The 15,707-nt window shown below is 70.2% G+C and carries 18 protein-coding genes; 8 read left to right on the forward strand and 10 right to left on the reverse strand.

The window, feature by feature from the left end; translation table 11 throughout:
- Positions 1–7: 7 nt before the first annotated feature.
- The 3 genes from RMT89_RS23365 to RMT89_RS23375 form a co-directional block, all read right to left on the reverse strand.
- Positions 8–1,339, reverse strand: a complete 1,332-nt coding sequence (locus RMT89_RS23365) for a SpoIIE family protein phosphatase (RefSeq protein ID WP_315885726.1) — start codon at positions 1,337–1,339, stop codon at positions 8–10.
- Between the two features lie 283 nt (positions 1,340–1,622).
- Positions 1,623–2,696 carry a C40 family peptidase gene (locus tag RMT89_RS23370; RefSeq protein WP_315885727.1) on the reverse strand — a complete coding sequence of 358 codons (1,074 nt, stop codon included), beginning with the start codon at positions 2,694–2,696 and terminating at the stop codon, positions 1,623–1,625.
- A gap of 186 nt (positions 2,697–2,882) precedes the next feature.
- Complete coding sequence (locus RMT89_RS23375; RefSeq protein ID WP_315885757.1) at positions 2,883–3,620, reverse strand: class I SAM-dependent methyltransferase; 738 nt, start codon at positions 3,618–3,620, stop codon at positions 2,883–2,885.
- A gap of 289 nt (positions 3,621–3,909) precedes the next feature.
- On the opposite strand from RMT89_RS23375, the gene mshA reads away from it, so the two are divergent.
- Entirely contained in the window at positions 3,910–5,247 is a 1,338-nt protein-coding gene (mshA, locus tag RMT89_RS23380; RefSeq protein ID WP_315885728.1) for a D-inositol-3-phosphate glycosyltransferase, read from the forward strand.
- On the forward strand, positions 5,240–5,725 hold the full coding sequence (locus tag RMT89_RS23385) for a YbjN domain-containing protein (protein WP_315885729.1): 486 nt from the start codon (positions 5,240–5,242) through the stop codon (positions 5,723–5,725). Before mshA ends, RMT89_RS23385 begins: the two co-directional genes overlap by 8 nt.
- A gap of 210 nt (positions 5,726–5,935) precedes the next feature.
- Here the strand turns inward: RMT89_RS23385 and RMT89_RS23390 are convergent, their stop codons facing one another.
- Positions 5,936–6,724, reverse strand: a complete 789-nt coding sequence (locus RMT89_RS23390) for an AraC family transcriptional regulator (protein ID WP_315885730.1) — start codon at positions 6,722–6,724, stop codon at positions 5,936–5,938.
- Between the two features lie 49 nt (positions 6,725–6,773).
- On the opposite strand from RMT89_RS23390, the gene RMT89_RS23395 reads away from it, so the two are divergent.
- Positions 6,774–7,199 (forward strand): DUF2000 domain-containing protein, encoded by a 426-nt coding sequence (locus RMT89_RS23395; protein ID WP_315885731.1) that lies wholly within the window; start codon positions 6,774–6,776, stop codon positions 7,197–7,199.
- A gap of 3 nt (positions 7,200–7,202) precedes the next feature.
- Here RMT89_RS23395 and RMT89_RS23400 read toward each other — a convergent pair whose 3' ends face one another.
- Complete coding sequence (locus RMT89_RS23400; protein ID WP_315885732.1) at positions 7,203–8,459, reverse strand: MFS transporter; 1,257 nt, start codon at positions 8,457–8,459, stop codon at positions 7,203–7,205.
- A gap of 151 nt (positions 8,460–8,610) precedes the next feature.
- Here RMT89_RS23400 and RMT89_RS23405 point away from each other — a divergent pair, with 151 nt between their 5' ends.
- Together RMT89_RS23405 and RMT89_RS23410 are read left to right on the forward strand one after the other, a co-directional pair.
- Positions 8,611–9,372, forward strand: coding sequence for a phosphoglyceromutase (locus RMT89_RS23405; RefSeq protein ID WP_315885733.1), 762 nt, complete (start codon positions 8,611–8,613; stop codon positions 9,370–9,372).
- 50 nt (positions 9,373–9,422) lie between these two features.
- The gene (locus RMT89_RS23410) at positions 9,423–9,806 is read left to right on the forward strand and encodes a GIY-YIG nuclease family protein (protein ID WP_315885734.1); all 384 of its coding nucleotides are present in this window, start codon (positions 9,423–9,425) and stop codon (positions 9,804–9,806) included.
- A gap of 24 nt (positions 9,807–9,830) precedes the next feature.
- On the opposite strand, the gene RMT89_RS23415 is transcribed toward RMT89_RS23410, so the two are convergent.
- From RMT89_RS23415 to phoU, 4 genes are all read right to left on the reverse strand, one after another.
- Positions 9,831–10,082, reverse strand: a complete 252-nt coding sequence (locus RMT89_RS23415) for an SCO4226 family nickel-binding protein (RefSeq protein ID WP_315885735.1) — start codon at positions 10,080–10,082, stop codon at positions 9,831–9,833.
- Between the two features lie 16 nt (positions 10,083–10,098).
- Complete coding sequence (locus tag RMT89_RS23420; protein WP_315885736.1) at positions 10,099–10,347, reverse strand: SCO4226 family nickel-binding protein; 249 nt, start codon at positions 10,345–10,347, stop codon at positions 10,099–10,101.
- Between the two features lie 111 nt (positions 10,348–10,458).
- Positions 10,459–10,623 (reverse strand): hypothetical protein, encoded by a 165-nt coding sequence (locus RMT89_RS23425; RefSeq protein WP_315885737.1) that lies wholly within the window; start codon positions 10,621–10,623, stop codon positions 10,459–10,461.
- A gap of 101 nt (positions 10,624–10,724) precedes the next feature.
- Positions 10,725–11,414 (reverse strand): phosphate signaling complex protein PhoU, encoded by a 690-nt coding sequence (gene phoU, locus RMT89_RS23430; protein ID WP_315885738.1) that lies wholly within the window; start codon positions 11,412–11,414, stop codon positions 10,725–10,727.
- Positions 11,415–11,647: 233 nt separating this feature from the next.
- Between phoU and RMT89_RS23435 the strand changes: the two genes are divergently transcribed.
- The gene (locus RMT89_RS23435) at positions 11,648–12,925 is read left to right on the forward strand and encodes an ATP-binding protein (protein WP_315885739.1); all 1,278 of its coding nucleotides are present in this window, start codon (positions 11,648–11,650) and stop codon (positions 12,923–12,925) included.
- Entirely contained in the window at positions 12,922–13,602 is a 681-nt protein-coding gene (locus RMT89_RS23440) for a response regulator transcription factor (protein ID WP_015659563.1), read from the forward strand. Before RMT89_RS23435 ends, RMT89_RS23440 begins: the two co-directional genes overlap by 4 nt.
- Before the next feature lie 72 nt (positions 13,603–13,674).
- Here RMT89_RS23440 and RMT89_RS23445 read toward each other — a convergent pair whose 3' ends face one another.
- Positions 13,675–14,370: a DUF461 domain-containing protein gene (locus RMT89_RS23445; protein ID WP_315885740.1), complete on the reverse strand. Its 696-nt coding sequence runs from the start codon at positions 14,368–14,370 to the stop codon at positions 13,675–13,677.
- A gap of 615 nt (positions 14,371–14,985) precedes the next feature.
- Here RMT89_RS23445 and RMT89_RS23450 point away from each other — a divergent pair.
- The gene (locus RMT89_RS23450) at positions 14,986–15,468 is read left to right on the forward strand and encodes a CarD family transcriptional regulator (protein ID WP_003953493.1); all 483 of its coding nucleotides are present in this window, start codon (positions 14,986–14,988) and stop codon (positions 15,466–15,468) included.
- Positions 15,469–15,707 lie beyond the last annotated feature (239 nt).

Here is a 15,707-nt window from a genome sequence, read left to right on the forward strand (position 1 = left end):
CTACCGCTCACCCCACCCGATCGAGCAGCAGCACCGCCACGTCATCGGTCAGCTCACCACCATTGAGGTCCCGGACCTCATTGACGGCAGCCCCGAGCAGGGCCTCGCCGCGCAGTCCCTGCGCGAGCTGCCGCCGCACCATGGACACCATCCCGTCCTGACCGAGCCGCTCCTTGCCCTCGCCGATCCGGCCCTCGATCAGCCCGTCGGTGTAGAGCATCAGGCTCCACTCGGCGCCCAGCTCCACCTGCATCCGAGGCCACCGAGCCCCGGACAGCAGCCCGAGCGCCGGACCGTTGTTGTCGTACGGCAGCAGCTGCGCCGCCCGCCCGGGACGGGCGAGCAACGGCGACGGATGGCCCGCGAGGCACAACCCCGCCCGCCGTCCGTCCGGCGCGATGTCCACCGTGCACAGCGTCGCGAAGATCTCGTCATCCGCCCGCTCGTGCTCAAGGACCTGCTGAAGCGTCGACAGCAGCTCGTCCCCGCACAGCCCGGCCAGCGTCAGGGCCCGCCAGGCGATCCGCAGCTCGACACCGAGCGCGGCCTCGTCGGGTCCGTGTCCACAGACGTCACCGATCATGGCGTGCACCGTGCCGTCGGACGTCCGTACGACGTCGTAGAAGTCACCGCCGAGCAGCGCCCGCGAACGACCCGGGCGATACCGGGCGGCGAACCGCAGGGACGACCCTTCCAGCAGCGGCGTGGGCAGCAGCCCCCGCTCAAGGCGTCGGTTCTCCTGCGCCCGCACCCGGCCCTCGGCAAGCCGGCGCTCGGCCGAGTCGGAACGTTTCCGCTCCACCGCGTACCGGATCGCGCGGCTCAGCAGCCGGCCGTCCAGCTCGTCACGGAGGAGATAGTCCTGGGCGCCCACCCGCACCGCCTCCGCGCCGCTCTCGGCGTCGCCGGACGCGGTGAGGGCGAGGACGGCGTGCCGCGGCGCGAGCTCCAGCACGTGCTTGAGTACGGCGAGCTCGTCGCTGTCGTCCCCGCGGCCGGGCGCGGGCAGCGTCAGGTCCAGCAGGATGCAGTGGACGTCGTCGGTGAGCAGCCGCTCGGCCTCGGTGAGGTTGCGGGCGGTGCGCACCCGGATCGGCTTGCCCGCCCAGTCGAGCAGTTCGGGCAGGACGGTGGAGCCGCCCGGATCGTCCCCGATGAGCAGCAGCGTCAGCTGGGTGTGGGCGGTGCCGGCGGCACCGGGGTTGTGTGTGTGCTCGACCGTGTCGTCCTTGCGCGGGGCCTTCTCGGCCGAGGGGCCGCCGCCTGTGGGCGCGGCCGTCTGCGCCTGACCACTCTCCACGGCCGGGATCGCTCTCTGCCGCGGTACGGGTACGGGCATCGTCTTGGGTTCCTTCCCTCCCCCCGAGGGCATGGCGGGGACGAGGGACCTCGACCCACCGACGGGGACCATAGCGGTAGTCGGCACCGCAAAGGAATGGTGCAGGCCACGCCGTTCAGCGGCTGGCCACCGTCATATGCCGCGTTCCCTACCGCAGTTGGGCAGGGCGGCCGGGCCCCGGGGATGACGAACGTCACGTCCGCCCGGGGTTTGGAACGGCCGCCCGCGTGCAGTGCGTCACGTGGCCCCGGTCACCCCGGGGGCCGTACGCGTGACTCCGGTCTCAGGCGTCCGGTCGTACGACCGCCAGGATCGGCATGGACCCCGCTCCCGCGACGGTCACCGTGCGTCCGGGGCGCGGGGACTGCACGATCGCGCCGTCGCCGATGTACATGGCGACATGACTGGCGTCGTCGTTGCAGATGATGAGGTCGCCGGGGCGCATGTCCTCGATGCCGATGCGCTTGAGCTGCTTCCACTGTTCCTGCGAAGTGCGCGGAATCGGCACTCCCGCCGCCGCCCAGGCCTGTGAGGTCAGCCCGGAGCAGTCGAAGGAATCAGGCCCCTCGGCGCCCCATTCGTATGGCTTGCCCAACTGTGCGGTGGCGTACGCCACGGCCTTCTTGCCCTGCGCGGACGCCTTGCCGTCGATCTCGTCGAGTATCCCGGAGTCCAGCCAGGCGGTCTGCGCCTTGTCGGCGGCCTGCCGCTCCAGTTCGGCGAGGCGCTCCTTCTCCTCCGCCTCCAGCTCCGACTCCAGCTTCTTGGCGGCCGCGATCTGCTTCTTGATCTTGGCCTTGGCCTTGGCCTTGGTCTTGCGGCCCGCCTCCAGCTTCTCCCACTGGGCGGAGGCGTCCTTCGCGTACTGCTCCAAGTCCTGCTGGGTGCGGGTCAGTTCGCCGAGCAGTCCCTTGGTGGCGCGCTCGCCCTGGATCACCCGGCCCGCGCCGTCGAGAAACTCCTGCGGGTCGTCGCTGAGCAGCAGTTGGGCCTCGTCCGGCAGTCCGCCGCTGCGGTACTGCGCGGCGGCCGCGGCGCCGGCCCGCTTCTTCAGGTCGTCGAGCTTCTTCTTGCCCTTCACGATCTTCTTCGCCAGGGCCACGATCTCGGCGGACTGCTTCTCGGCCTTCTCCTCGGCCGAGTTGTACGCGTCGGTGGCGACGGCGGCGTCGTGATAGAGCCGGTCCAGCTTCTTGCGTACGGCCTCAAGGTCCTTGTTCGACGCCGGAGTCGAGGTCGCGCTCGGGGTGGGTGACGGGGTCGGACTCGCGAACGCCGTGCCTGGTGCCGCCAGCACGGTCACCGCGCAGACCACGGTGACGGCAGCGGTGATGAGGCTGCGCCTACCCGTACCCATACCTCGTCCCCCAAACCTGATTTACCGTCAGTAACTTACGGACACCTGGGGGATCGTGCCATGTTGCCGCGCAAAACGACAGAGGCTGTGCATCCTGCGGCTTCCCCCCTTTCCCGCCCTCGCACGACGATCACCCCGCCTATGTGACGAACGACTCACGGAGATCGTTCCCCGCAGGTCAGCACCTCAGCGGACGGGCGCCAACGCCCCCCACGCCACGGTGACTTCCCCCTGCCGCCACCGCACCGGACCGTCCAGCACCGGCCAGTCGGACGTCAGTTCGCGTACCGCCCGCATCCAGCGCTGCCGGGCGCCGTAGGAGGCGTAGGGCGCGGCGGCGGCCCAGGCGCGGTCGAAGTCCCGCAGGAAGGCATGGACCGGTTCCCCGGGAACGTTCCGGTGGATGAGCGCCTTCGGCAGCCGCTCGGCGAGGTCCGACGGCCGCTCCAGAGAGCCGAGCCGGGTCGCGAAGGTCACCGTGCGCGGCCCCTCGGGCCCGAGCGCGACCCACACATGCCGCCGCCCGATCTCGTCGCAGGTCCCCTCGACCAGCAGCCCGCCCCGGGAGCCCCCGCCGGCCGGAGCCAGCCGCGCGGACAGCCGCTCCCATACGGCGGCGACCTCGCCCTCCTCGTACTGCCGCAGCACGTTGGCGGCCCGGATCAGCATCGGCCGCTGGGGGATCGGGATCTCGAACCCCCCGTGCCGGAAGACAAGCCCCTCGCGCTCGTACGGCCGCGCGGCCGCGACCCGGGCCGGTTCGATCTCGACGCCGACCACACGCGCGCGTGGCGCGACGGTACGCAGACGCCCGAGCAGCTCCACGGCCGTCCAGGGGGCGGCGCCGTACCCGAGATCGACCGCGACGGGCTCCCCGGCCCGGCGCAGCTCGACGCCGTGCGTGGCCGCGATCCAGCGGTCCATACGGCGCAGGCGGTTGGGGTTGGTGGTCCCGCGCGTCACCGTTCCCACGATGGGGGTCCCCCCGGTCGGGCGGAGCCGAGACTGGGGGAGGGAGGCGGCGCGGGTCATGTTCAGAAGGGTATGGGGTGACGCCGTGCACGCACCTCACCCTCGAACGGTTGAGCGACTCACGGTAATGATTCGGCAAAGAAACCCAGGCCGGAAATGGAGTCACCCCCTCCGGTGTTGGACCCCCTGGAGGGCCCGCACGTCCTCCCAAAGGCATGCCCGCAGCGAGGAGGACCGCCACGTGAGCCACTACGTCAGCAGGCTCGGGCGCCGCTCTCCGGCGGCACCCCCGCGGCTGCGTCTGCACCGCCGCCCCCGACGTGTCGCGATGCTCTCCGTGCACACCTCACCGCTCCACCAGCCCGGCACCGGCGACGCCGGCGGCATGAACGTCTACATCGTGGAGCTCGCGCAGCGCCTCGCCGCGATCAACATCGAGGTCGAGATCTTCACGCGCGCGACCACCGCCGCCCTCCCGCCGACCGTGGAGATGGCCCCCGGAGTCCTCGTCCGCCATGTCGATGCGGGCCCCTACGAGGGCCTCGCCAAGGAGGAACTCCCCGCCCAGCTCTGCGCCTTCACCCACGGCGTGATGCAGGCCTGGGCCGGCCACCGCCCCGGCTACTACGACCTCGTCCACTCGCACTACTGGCTCTCCGGCCACGTCGGCTGGCTCGCCGCGCAGCGCTGGGGCACCCCCCTGGTGCACGCCATGCACACCATGGCCAAGGTCAAGAACGCCAACCTCGCCGAGGGTGACACCCCCGAGCCCGCCGCCCGGGTCATCGGCGAGACCCAGATCGTCGCCGCCGCCGACCGGCTCATCGCGAACACCGCGGAGGAGTCCGTCGAGCTCGTCCGCCACTACCACGCGGACCCCGGCAAGGTCGCCGTGGTCCACCCCGGCGTCAACCTCGAACGCTTCTCGCCCGCCGACGGCCGCGCCGCCGCCCGGGCCCGCCTCGGTCTGCCCCAGGACGCCCTGATCCCGCTCTTCGCGGGCCGCATCCAGCCACTGAAGGCCCCCGACGTCCTCCTCCGCGCGGTCGCCGTCCTCCTCGACGAGCGCCCCGAGCTGCGCTCCCGCATGCTCGTCCCCGTGGTCGGCGGCCCCAGCGGCAGCGGCCTCGCCAAGCCGGAGGGCCTGCAGAAGCTCGCCGCGCGGCTCGGCATCGCCGACGTCGTACGGTTCCACCCGCCCGTCGGCCAGGATCAGCTCGCGGACTGGTTCCGGGCCGCCTCGGTCCTCGTCATGCCGTCCTACAGCGAGTCCTTCGGCCTGGTCGCCATAGAGGCACAGGCAGCGGGTACGCCGGTGCTCGCGGCGGCGGTCGGGGGACTGCCGGTGGCCGTGCGCGACGGGCGGACCGGCTTCCTCGTGCAGGGCCACCAACCCGCCGCCTACGCGCGCGTGCTGCGTGATTTCGCCGACGAGCCGTATCTGTCCGCCCGGATGGGCGCCGCAGCGGCCCGGCACGCCCAGTCCTTCGGCTGGGACACCGCGGCCGCCGCCACGGCGGACGTCTACATGGCGGCGGCCCAGGCCCACCGCCGTCACGTACGCTCCCACCATGGGTGATGCGCAGCAGGCCGTCGAGGCCTTCCTCCAGGACGCGGCACTGGAGTGGGAGAGCCCCGACCCCGGCACCTACGTGGTGAAACTCCCCGGCACGCGCAAGCTGTCGACGACGGTCTCGCTGCTGGTCGGCCGTCACTCCCTGTCGCTCAACGCCTTCGTCATCCGCCACCCCGACGAGAACGAGTCCGGCGTCCACCGCTGGCTCCTGGAGCGCAACCTCAAGCTGTACGGCGTCAGTTACGCCGTCGACCAGCTCGGCGACGTGTACGTCACCGCCAAGCTCCCCCTGTCGGCCGTCTCCCCCGACGAACTGGACCGCCTGCTCGGCCAGACCCTGGAGGCCGCTGACGGCGCCTTCAACACCCTGCTGGAACTGGGCTTCACGAGCGCCATCCGCAAGGAGTACGAGTGGCGGGTGGCCCGGGGTGAGTCGACCCGGAATCTGGATGCGTTCAAGCATCTGACCGAGCGCCCGTAGCTCACGCACACCCCCTTCCCCGTAACCGCACCCTCCTGATCGGCGCCACCGCGGTGGCCATCGGCGCGACGGCCGGCACGGCGAAGGCCGTTGAGGTCCCTTCCATCTGGCGGGAGTTCACCCGCGCCCCGACTTCACCGGCGACCTGCACAGCCGACTTGAGCTGTACGGCACGACGGACGTCGTCCGCCCGCGCAATCTGTACGACGCTCAGCGCGAGCTGTCCCGGTAGCGGCCCGGCGTCACCCCCACCAGACGCCTGAAGTGCCGGGTGAGATGGGCCTGGTCGTAGAAGCCGGTGCCGAGGGCCGCCTCGGCCGGACGCGCGCCCGAGAGCAGGAGGCGGCGGGCGCGTTCGACGCGGCGCGAGGTCAGGTACTGGTGCGGGGCGATGCCGTAGGCGCCGCTGAACGCCCGTACGAGATGGGCGGGATGGGCGGCGAGGATCCTCGCGGCCTCCTCCAGCGTGATCCCCTCCACGACGCGTTCGTCGAGGAGTTCGCGCAGACGGCGGGCGAGGGCGGGGCCGCTTCCGGTGTGCGGCCGCGGCCTCAGATGCTCGCGCAGCCGTTCCCCGATGAGCGTCAGCCGGCTCTCGGCCTCCAGTTCCTCGCCGGCCAGGGCGAGGGCGGTGTGCAGTTGGCCGACGCGGTGCCGGAGCAGGGGGTCGCGGAGGTCGGGGGTGTCGACGGCGGCTCCGATGAGGTCGTCGGGGAGGTGGGAGGAGTCGAGGTAGAGGACGCGTTTGCGGAAGCCGTGCGGGGTGGCGGCGGATCCGTTGTGCGGGACGTGCGGCGGCAGCAGGGTCACCGTGTCGTGCGGGGTGCCGTGCTCGTGCCGGTCGAGGTCGTAGCGGACGGCGCCGTCGTCGACGATGAGCAGGGTCCAGGCCTCGTGGACGTGCATCGGATAGGCGTACTCGGTGAAGTGCGCGTGGAAGACCTCGACGACGCCCGGGACACGGGGACGCCAGGCGGTCACTTCGGGCTGCGCGGCCATGCAAAAAACGTACAAGACGAGGTCGTACGGTTTTCAGCAGTCTCGGAGTATGAGCGAGCAGCCTTTTCGATTCGACACGAAGATCGCCGTGGTCCTGCGCGAGGACCTGGAGCCCTGGCAGCAGCTGAATGTGACCGCGTTCCTGGTCAGCGGCCTGGGGACGGAGGTCCCCGAGGTGATCGGGGAGCCGTACGAGGACGCCGACGGGGTGGCGTATCTGCCGATGTTCCGGCAGCCCGTGCTGGTCTTCGAGGGCTCCAAGGAGACGCTGACGGCGGCGCACGCGCGCGTGCTGTCGCGGGCGCTGCCGCGTGCCGTCTTCACGTCCGACCTGTTCGCCACCGGCAACGACCGGGACAACCGGGCCGCCGTACGGGCCGTGTCCACACCGGACCTCGACCTGGTGGGGCTCGCGGTGTACGGGCCGCGGAACGCCGTGGACAAGGTGGTGAAGGGGGCGCGGATGCACCCCTGACGGTCAGGCGGCGGGGGTCTTCGGGCGGGCCGGAGCCGGGGACTCGGCGACGGTCTCCTCGGCCGGCAGGCCGCGCATGAGCATGCCGTACCCGACCCCGGCGAGCGTGCCGATCACCGCGCACAGCCCCCACAGCCACTCCGCCCCGTACCGGTCGATGACGACACCGGACATCAGCGGGGCGACGAGCGAGGCGACGGCCCAGGACATCGTGTACATGCCCTGGTAGCGGCCCCGGCCGTGGGCGGGGGAGAGACGGACGACCAGGCTGGTCTGGGTCGGGGCGTTGACGATCTCCGCGAGGGTCCAGACGCAGACGGTGAGGGCGAACAGGCCGACGGACCCGGCGAAGGCGGTGAGCCCGAAGCCGTACCCGGCGAGCAGGGAGGAGATCACGAGCAGCCGACGCGGGTCCCGGTGCTCGATGAACCGGGTGACCGGGATCTGCAGGACGACGATCAGGACGCCGTTGACGGCGATGGCCATGCCGTAGTCGGCCGGGGTGAATCCGGCGTCGCCCATGGCGACGGGCAGTCCGATGGCGCCCTGCTGGAAGATCAGGGCGATCAGGAAGGACAGCCCGACGAGTCCCATGAACCGCCCGTCCCGCAGCACGGCCGCGAGTCCTCCGGTGCTCTCCTCGGCCTTCGCCGTCTCGGTCCGCTCGGGCCGGGACTCGGGCAGCTTCAGGAAGACGACGATCGCGCAGGCCATGGTCATGACGCCCTCGATCAGGAAGCCGGCCTGATAGCTGTACTCGGCGATGAACCCGGCGCCCATGGAGGAGACGGCGAAGCCGAGGTTGATGGCCCAGTAGTTGAGCGAGAAGGCGCGGACGCGGTCCTCGGGCCGGACGATGTCGGCCATCATCGCCTGCACGGCGGGCCGGGAGGCGTTGGAGGCCATACCGACGAGGAAGGCGACGCCCGCGATGGCGGCGGGGTGGTGCACGAACCCGAGCGCGGTCACGGAGAGGGCGGTGGCGGCCTGCGAGACGAGCAGCGTGGGCCGCCGCCCGAGCCGGTCGGTCATGACACCCCCGCCGAGGGAGGAGATGACCCCGCCGAGCCCGTGCAGCGCGGCGACGAGACCGGCGTAGGACGCGGAGTAGCCGCGGTCCAGGGTCAGATACAGCGCCATGAAGGTGGCGACGAAGCCGCCGAGCCGGTTGACGAGGGTGCTGGTCCACAGCCACCAGAACTCGCGGGGCAGCCCGGAGACGGACTCCCGGGCGGCACGTCTCAGGGCGGCGACGGACATGAGGATCCCCCGGGTGTGTAAGTGGCGCGAACGGCGAACACAACTTACGAAGACCTGGCGCTCGCGGGCCACTCAATTAACAGATCCCGTCAACCGTCCGCCCTCTGGTCGGGGGCGCAAGGGATCAGAAGGTTCGATTACGCTCCTTGCCATGGCCGACGCACCGTACAAGCTGATCCTCCTCCGCCACGGCGAGAGCGAGTGGAACGCGAAGAACCTGTTCACCGGCTGGGTGGACGTCAATCTCAATGAGAAGGGCGAGAAGGAGGCAGTCCGCGGCGGCGAGCTCCTGAAGGACGCCGACCTTCTCCCCGACGTGGTCCACACGTCCCTCCAGAAGCGGGCGATCCGCACGGCGCAGCTGGCGCTGGAAGCGGCCGACCGCCACTGGATCCCCGTCCACCGCAGCTGGCGCCTGAACGAGCGCCACTACGGCGCCCTCCAAGGCAAGGACAAGGCCCAGACCCTGGCCGAGTTCGGCGAGGAGCAGTTCATGCTCTGGCGCCGCTCCTACGACACCCCGCCGCCGCCGCTTGAGGACGGCACGGAGTTCTCGCAGAGCGACGACGCGCGCTACGCGACGATCCCCCCGGAGCTGCGCCCCCGCACGGAGTGCCTCAAGGACGTCGTGATCCGCATGCTCCCGTACTGGTACGACGGCATCGTCCCGGACCTCCTGTCCGGCCGCACGGTCCTCGTCGCCGCCCACGGCAACAGCCTCCGCGCCCTGGTCAAGCACCTGGACGGCATCTCGGACGCCGACATCGCGGGCCTGAACATCCCGACGGGCATCCCCCTGTCCTACGAACTCGACGCCGACTTCAAGCCCTTGAACCCGGGTGGCACCTACCTGGACCCCGAGGCGGCCGCGGCGGCCATCGAGGCGGTCAAGAACCAGGGCAAGAAGAAGTAGGCCCGATTGCAGAAGCCCCCTGCCTGCGGTTTCGGTGCGGGCAGGGGGCCTTGCCCGACAGGGACTTGGCCCTTCTCAAGGCGGGCGGGGTCCCCGAGCGGCTGAGTCGCCTTGTCGGCGGCGTCACCGCTCCGCTCGACGGCCGTGGGTTCGTCTGCGTGCTCTCCACCCGCGAGACACCCGAGATGCTCAAGATCGGGTACACCAACCGTGACCCTCTCACCCGGGCCAAGGAGATCAACTCGGCCACCGGTGTGATCATCCCCTGGGGCGTGCGCGGTGCCTGGACGGCCGCCCACGCCCATCGGGCCGAGGCGGAGATCCACGCCCTCCTCGCCGACTACCGCGTCCGCAAGGACCGCGAGTTCTTCCATAGGCCGTTCGCGGAGGCGGCCCGGATCATCGAACAGTACGCGACCGCGGCCCGCGACTGAGGGCCGCCGCCGCTGCTCCCGGAATCAAACGGCCAGGGGTACCGCGTGGATCTCGTCCGGGCCCGACGCCCCCGAGAGTTCGTGGGCGCGGTGGACCGCTTCCGGTGAGGGGCCCTCGGAGAGGCAGTAGACCGTGCCGGACTCCGGGTCCGCCCAGGCGTGTTCGAAGTGGACTCCTCCTTCCTTCTCGACCGCGACCGCGGCCTCGTGGCCCGCGCGCAGCTGCTCCGCCGTGATGCCCTGCATTCCGTGGTGGACGTCCATGTAGCGCGTCATCGCGCACCGTCTCCTCTCACACCGACAGCGGCACCGCGTGGATCTCGTCGGCCTTGTGGCCGGCGCGCTCGTGGATGCGCTGGACGGCATCCGCCGAAGGTGCCTCGGAGAGGCAGTAGACGGTGCCGGACTCCGGGTCCGCCCAGGCCCGCTCGAAATGGACCCCCTCGTCCTTCTCTATCGCGAGGTCCGCCTTGTGGGCCTCCTGCAGCTGGTCCGACGTGATGCCCTGCATCCCGTGGTGTACGTCCATGAACTGACCCATGGCACGCCTCCTTCCGGTCCTCCTTCCATGCTGCGCCTCCACAGAGCCGCGAGCACGGTGAAGGGCCCCGGCAGTCGCGCCGGGGCCCTTCACCGTCGTAAGCAAAAACAATCAACCGCACTGGCACGGGTTGCCCGACTGGCAACCGCACTGGCACCCCGAACCGCAGCCGCACGCGCCGATCAGCATCAGGTTCTTGATCTCTGCGGGCTGCTCGGTCTGGCGCTCCTGCGTGGGGTCGGGTGTGGTGCCGGGCGTGCCGGGGGAGTCGGCCATGGTCCCTCCTCGTCGAGGCTGGTGCCTGTTCCCCATTGCATGCCCGCTCCACTGGGCGCATCAACGGCGCACAGGGGCTCTCACGCACGCCCCCGCGTGCGTCAGGCGCCCTCGACGCCCGTGACCGACTGGATGTCCTGCTGGAGCTCGTCCGCGTGCTCACCCGTCACCAGGAACACCACGCGCTTGGCGACCGCCACCGCGTGGTCGGCGAACCGCTCGTAGTAGCGGCCCAGCAGGGTCACGTCGACCGCGGTCTCGATGCCGTGCTTCCAGCGCTCGTCCATCAGGTGCTGGAAGAGCGTGCGGTGCAGCAGGTCCATCTCGTCGTCGTCGGTCTCCATCTGGAGCGCCAGGTCGACGTCCTTGGTCACGATGACCTCGGCGGCCTTCGCCATCAGGCGCTGCGCGAGCTGACCCATCTCCAGGATCGTGGCGTGCAGGTCGTGCGGAATGGCCCGCTCCGGATAGCGCAGCCGGGTGAGCTTGGCCACATGCTGGGCCAGGTCTCCGGAGCGCTCCAGGTCCGCGGACATCCGCAGCGAGGTGACGACGATCCGCAGATCGGTCGCCACCGGCTGCTGGCGCGCGAGCAGGGCTATCGCCCGCGCTTCCAGGTCGTGCTGGAGGTCGTCGACCCTCTGGTCGGCCTCGATCACGCTTTCGGCCAGCTTGAGGTCGGAGTCGAGGATCGCGGTCGTCGCGCGTCCGATCGCCGACCCGACCAGGCGGGCCATCTCCACCAGGCTGTCGCTGATCGAGTCAAGTTCCTCGTGGTACGCGTCCCGCATGAGGGTTCCCTCTCGTACGTGTTTCTTGGGGTTCCGGGGGCCGGGGCCAGTGTGCACGTCCTGCTGAACCGGCGCTATCGCACCCCACGCTTCTACCGTCTGACCTGCACGCGTCCGTTTCTGCCACCCCAAATGAACCATTGCTGGCACCAAGGTGAACTCTGGGCGACGAGTGTTCGAGCTCGCACTCGGATGGCTGTGGCCAGGACCGGGGCCATGCCTAACCTGGATGCATGGACGTGAACGCGGCGGTCGCCGCAGCGGCAGCGATCGCCGGGGTACTCACCGGCGTCATCGCCATGCTGGCGTTCCGCTGGAGCGAACGCGACCAGGCGCGACCGACCAGAACCTCCCTGCACACCGATCCGGTACTGCCACCGGGCGTCGACACGGTGCTGTCCGTGCTCCGCTCCTCCGCGGTCGTACTGGACGAGGCCGACGCCGTCGTCAAGGCCAGCTCCGCCGCGTACGCCCTCGGGCTGGTGCGCGGCGGCCGGCTGTCGGTGGAACCGATGCTCCAGATGGCCCGGGACACCCGGCGCGACGGCGAGATACGCCAGGTCGAGCTGGATCTGCCCCGGCGCGGCACCGGCCGCGGCGAGGCCCTCGCGGTCTCCGCCCGGGTGGCGCCGCTCGGCTCCCGCCTGGTGCTTCTGCTCGTCGAGGACCTCACCGAGGCCCGGCGGATAGAGGCGGTACGGCGCGACTTCGTCGCCAATGTCAGCCACGAGCTCAAGACCCCCGTCGGCGCTCTCTCCCTGCTGTCCGAGGCTGTCATGGACGCCTCGGACGACCCGGAGGCCGTGGAGCGCTTCGCGGGGCGTATGCAGATCGAGGCGACCCGGCTCACCAATCTCGTCCAGGAGCTGATCGACCTCTCCCGGGTGCAGAACGACGACCCGCTGGAGGACGCCGAGCCCGTTCGAGTGGACGAACTGGTGGCCGAGGCCATCGACCGCTGCCGGCACGCCGCCGGCACCAAGCAGATCACGATGGCCGCGGGCGGCACCGCCGACCTGAGCATCTGGGGCAACCGCGGCCAGCTCGCCGCGGCCCTCGGCAACCTCGTCGAGAACGCCGTCAACTACTCGCCCGCCCGTACCCGCGTCGGTATAGCCGCCCGCCGGGTGCCCGCACCTGGCGGCGACCATATCGAGATCGCCGTGACCGATCAGGGCATCGGCATCTCCGACAAGGACAAGGAGCGCATCTTCGAGCGCTTCTACCGCGTCGACCCGGCCCGTTCCCGTGCCACCGGCGGTACGGGTCTCGGACTGGCGATCGTCAAGCACGTGGCCGCCTCGCACGGCGGGGAGGTCACGGTATGGAGTTCCGAGGGACAGGGCTCCACGTTCACCCTGAGACTGCCGGAGGCGGGCGCGGCCCGCGACCGAGCTCAGCAGCATCCCGTCCTCGACGCCGAGGCCGGGCGCCCCGCCGATCCGTCCCACGACACACCCCCCGAGTCAGCCGCGTACCAAACGCTTTCCGCCCCGGAGGTCCTTCCGTGACCCGAGTGCTCGTCGTCGAGGACGAGGAATCCTTCTCAGACGCCCTGTCGTACATGCTTCGCAAAGAGGGCTTCGAGGTCGCCGTGGCGACCACCGGGCCCGACGGACTCGACGAGTTCGAGCGCAACGGCGCCGACCTCGTCCTGCTCGACCTGATGCTGCCCGGCCTGCCGGGCACGGAGGTCTGCCGCCAGCTGCGCGGCCGCTCCAACGTCCCCGTCATCATGGTGACCGCCAAGGACAGCGAGATCGACAAGGTCGTCGGGCTGGAAATAGGAGCCGATGACTATGTCACCAAGCCGTTCTCCTCTCGTGAGCTGGTCGCCCGTATCCGGGCCGTCCTGCGCCGCCGCGGCGAGCCCGAGGAGGTCACCCCGGCCGCGCTGGAGGCGGGTCCGGTCCGTATGGACGTCGACCGCCACGTGGTCACGGTCTCCGGCTCGAAGGTCGACCTCCCTCTCAAGGAGTTCGACCTCCTGGAGATGCTCCTGCGCAACGCGGGCCGCGTACTGACCCGTATGCAGCTCATCGACCGTGTCTGGGGCGCCGACTACGTGGGCGACACCAAGACCCTCGACGTCCACGTCAAGCGCCTGCGAGCAAAGATCGAGCCGGACCCGGGCGCGCCGCGATACCTGGTGACGGTGCGCGGGCTGGGCTACAAGTTCGAACCGTAGGCCGCCTGACAGGCGATACGACGAAGGGCGGGACTCCCTCGGGGGTCCCGCCCTTGTGTGTCGTACGTCCGCTCAGTGGCCGGCAGCCGCGTTCGACTCCGTCGAGGAGGCCGAGGCGGGGTCGGTCGCGGTGCCGGACGCTTCCCCGCCCGGCTCGCCGGTGGCCTCACCCGTGGCCTCACCCGTGGCCCCGCCCGTCGGCTCCTCGGTGGCCTCGCCCGTCGGGGACGCGGTGTCCTCGCTCGGCGCGGACGGGACCTCGGTCGGGCCCCAGCCGGTGAAGTAGCTCTCGGACGGGACCACGAAGGCGCGCAGGGTCACGTCGCCGGTCTCGCTGAAGGTGAAGGTCACCGGCTGGGCGTTGCCGTCCTTCACATCCTCGGGCGTGCTGGACAGCACCGCGGAGGCGTTCTCCGCGCCGCCGAGGACCAGCGAGCCACCGGCCGGGATGGACAGGCTCTTGCCCTTGGCGCCCTTGAGCTCGACGGGCTCACTGGCTCCCTCGACGGTGATCGACTCCAGCGTCTGGGCGCTGGTGCCGTTGTTGAAGAGGGTGGCGGCGACGACGGCCGGGCCGCCGGCCTCCGGGTCGGGCTGCGTGATGACGACGGCATTCTGGATCTTGATGTCACCGGCCGTCGTCGCGGCGTTGTCGGGCTTGATCTCCAGGGTCTGTGCGTTGTTGCCGGCTCCGCACGCGGCGAGCGGAAGGATCGAGAACGTGATGGCGGCGGCGGCGAGGACGCCGCGTCGAAGGCTGCTGCTCACGGCGGCGGCAACTCCTTGACTCGAACGGGGCGGGCGCATAAAGCCGCCCTAAGTGTCTGTCAGCGGCCTTAGGTTACCGAGCCGTTCCCGCCCGGCCGCACCCGACCCTCCTCTGAGCCGTACAAGAGCGTCCCGCTTCACCCGTCCCGTCCCGCACAAGCGACCCGTCAGTCACTTTGGCACCGCGCTCGTCCGTCATTCACATAAGTCCCGTGGGCATACCCACGACTGCGGCGCGCGAAATTTCCGTGAAGGAATGCGCGACCGTCCGGAAATTGATCACCGACTGTGCCTCGACCACCCCTCGTGATCAATTCCGGATTCGTCCGGTACCCGACTCCGGACACCGAACGGAGTAGCGGAAGTCGCACACATGGAAGCGGACATATCGGGATGTTCGTCCGCTTGGCGGGGCCTCCGGATGTGTGTAACGTGAGCGTTTCACCTCCCCCGAAGAGCCGCTCCGACCTGCGAATACCTGCTTCCGGTCGGCCCGCGCAGCACGTTCCTGTTGCTGTTGTCAAGCCCCGAGATATGCCCTGACCTGCGAAAACACCATTCAGAAGCTGCCGTTTCCGTGTTACCCTGGATAGCCACGGAAGGGGTACCTGTCACATGACGTTCAAGGTTGGCGACACCGTGGTCTATCCCCATCACGGGGCCGCGCTGATCGAGGCCATCGAAACTCGCCAGATCAAAGGCGTGGACAAGACCTACTTGGTGCTGAAGGTCGCCCAGGGTGATCTGACGGTACGTGTGCCAGCGGACAATGCGGAGTTCGTCGGCGTGCGTGATGTGGTCGGTCAGGACGGGCTGGACCGGGTCTTCGAGGTGCTGCGCGCGCCGTACGCCGAGGAGCCCACGAACTGGTCTCGTCGTTACAAGGCAAATCTGGAGAAGCTCGCCTCCGGCGATGTCATCAAGGTCGCGGAAGTCGTCCGTGACCTGTGGCGTCGTGAGCGCGAGCGTGGACTCTCCGCCGGTGAGAAGCGCATGCTCGCCAAGGCCCGCCAGATCCTGGTGAGCGAGCTCGCCCTCGCGGAGAACACCAACGAGGACAAGGCCGAGGCGCTGCTCGACGAGGTTCTCGCGTCCTGACGCCCGCAGCCGGCAGGCTCAGCCATTCAGCACACTGAAATGCCGCGGTGCCCGATGACGTACGTACTGTCGCCGGGCGCTGCGGCATGTTCGCTTGTGCGTGCCGCCTCACGCCGTACACCTCTCGGGGGGACTTCCCCCCGATACTTGGCGTGCCGGGCCCGGGCAGCTGGCTCGACCAGGGTCACGGAAGGGTCTGGTCAAGGCGTCGCGCCCGGCACTTCCCAGGCCATACCCAC

Source organism: Streptomyces sp. P17 (assembly GCF_032436805.1).
Taxonomy (GTDB): Bacteria; Actinomycetota; Actinomycetes; order Streptomycetales; family Streptomycetaceae; genus Streptomyces.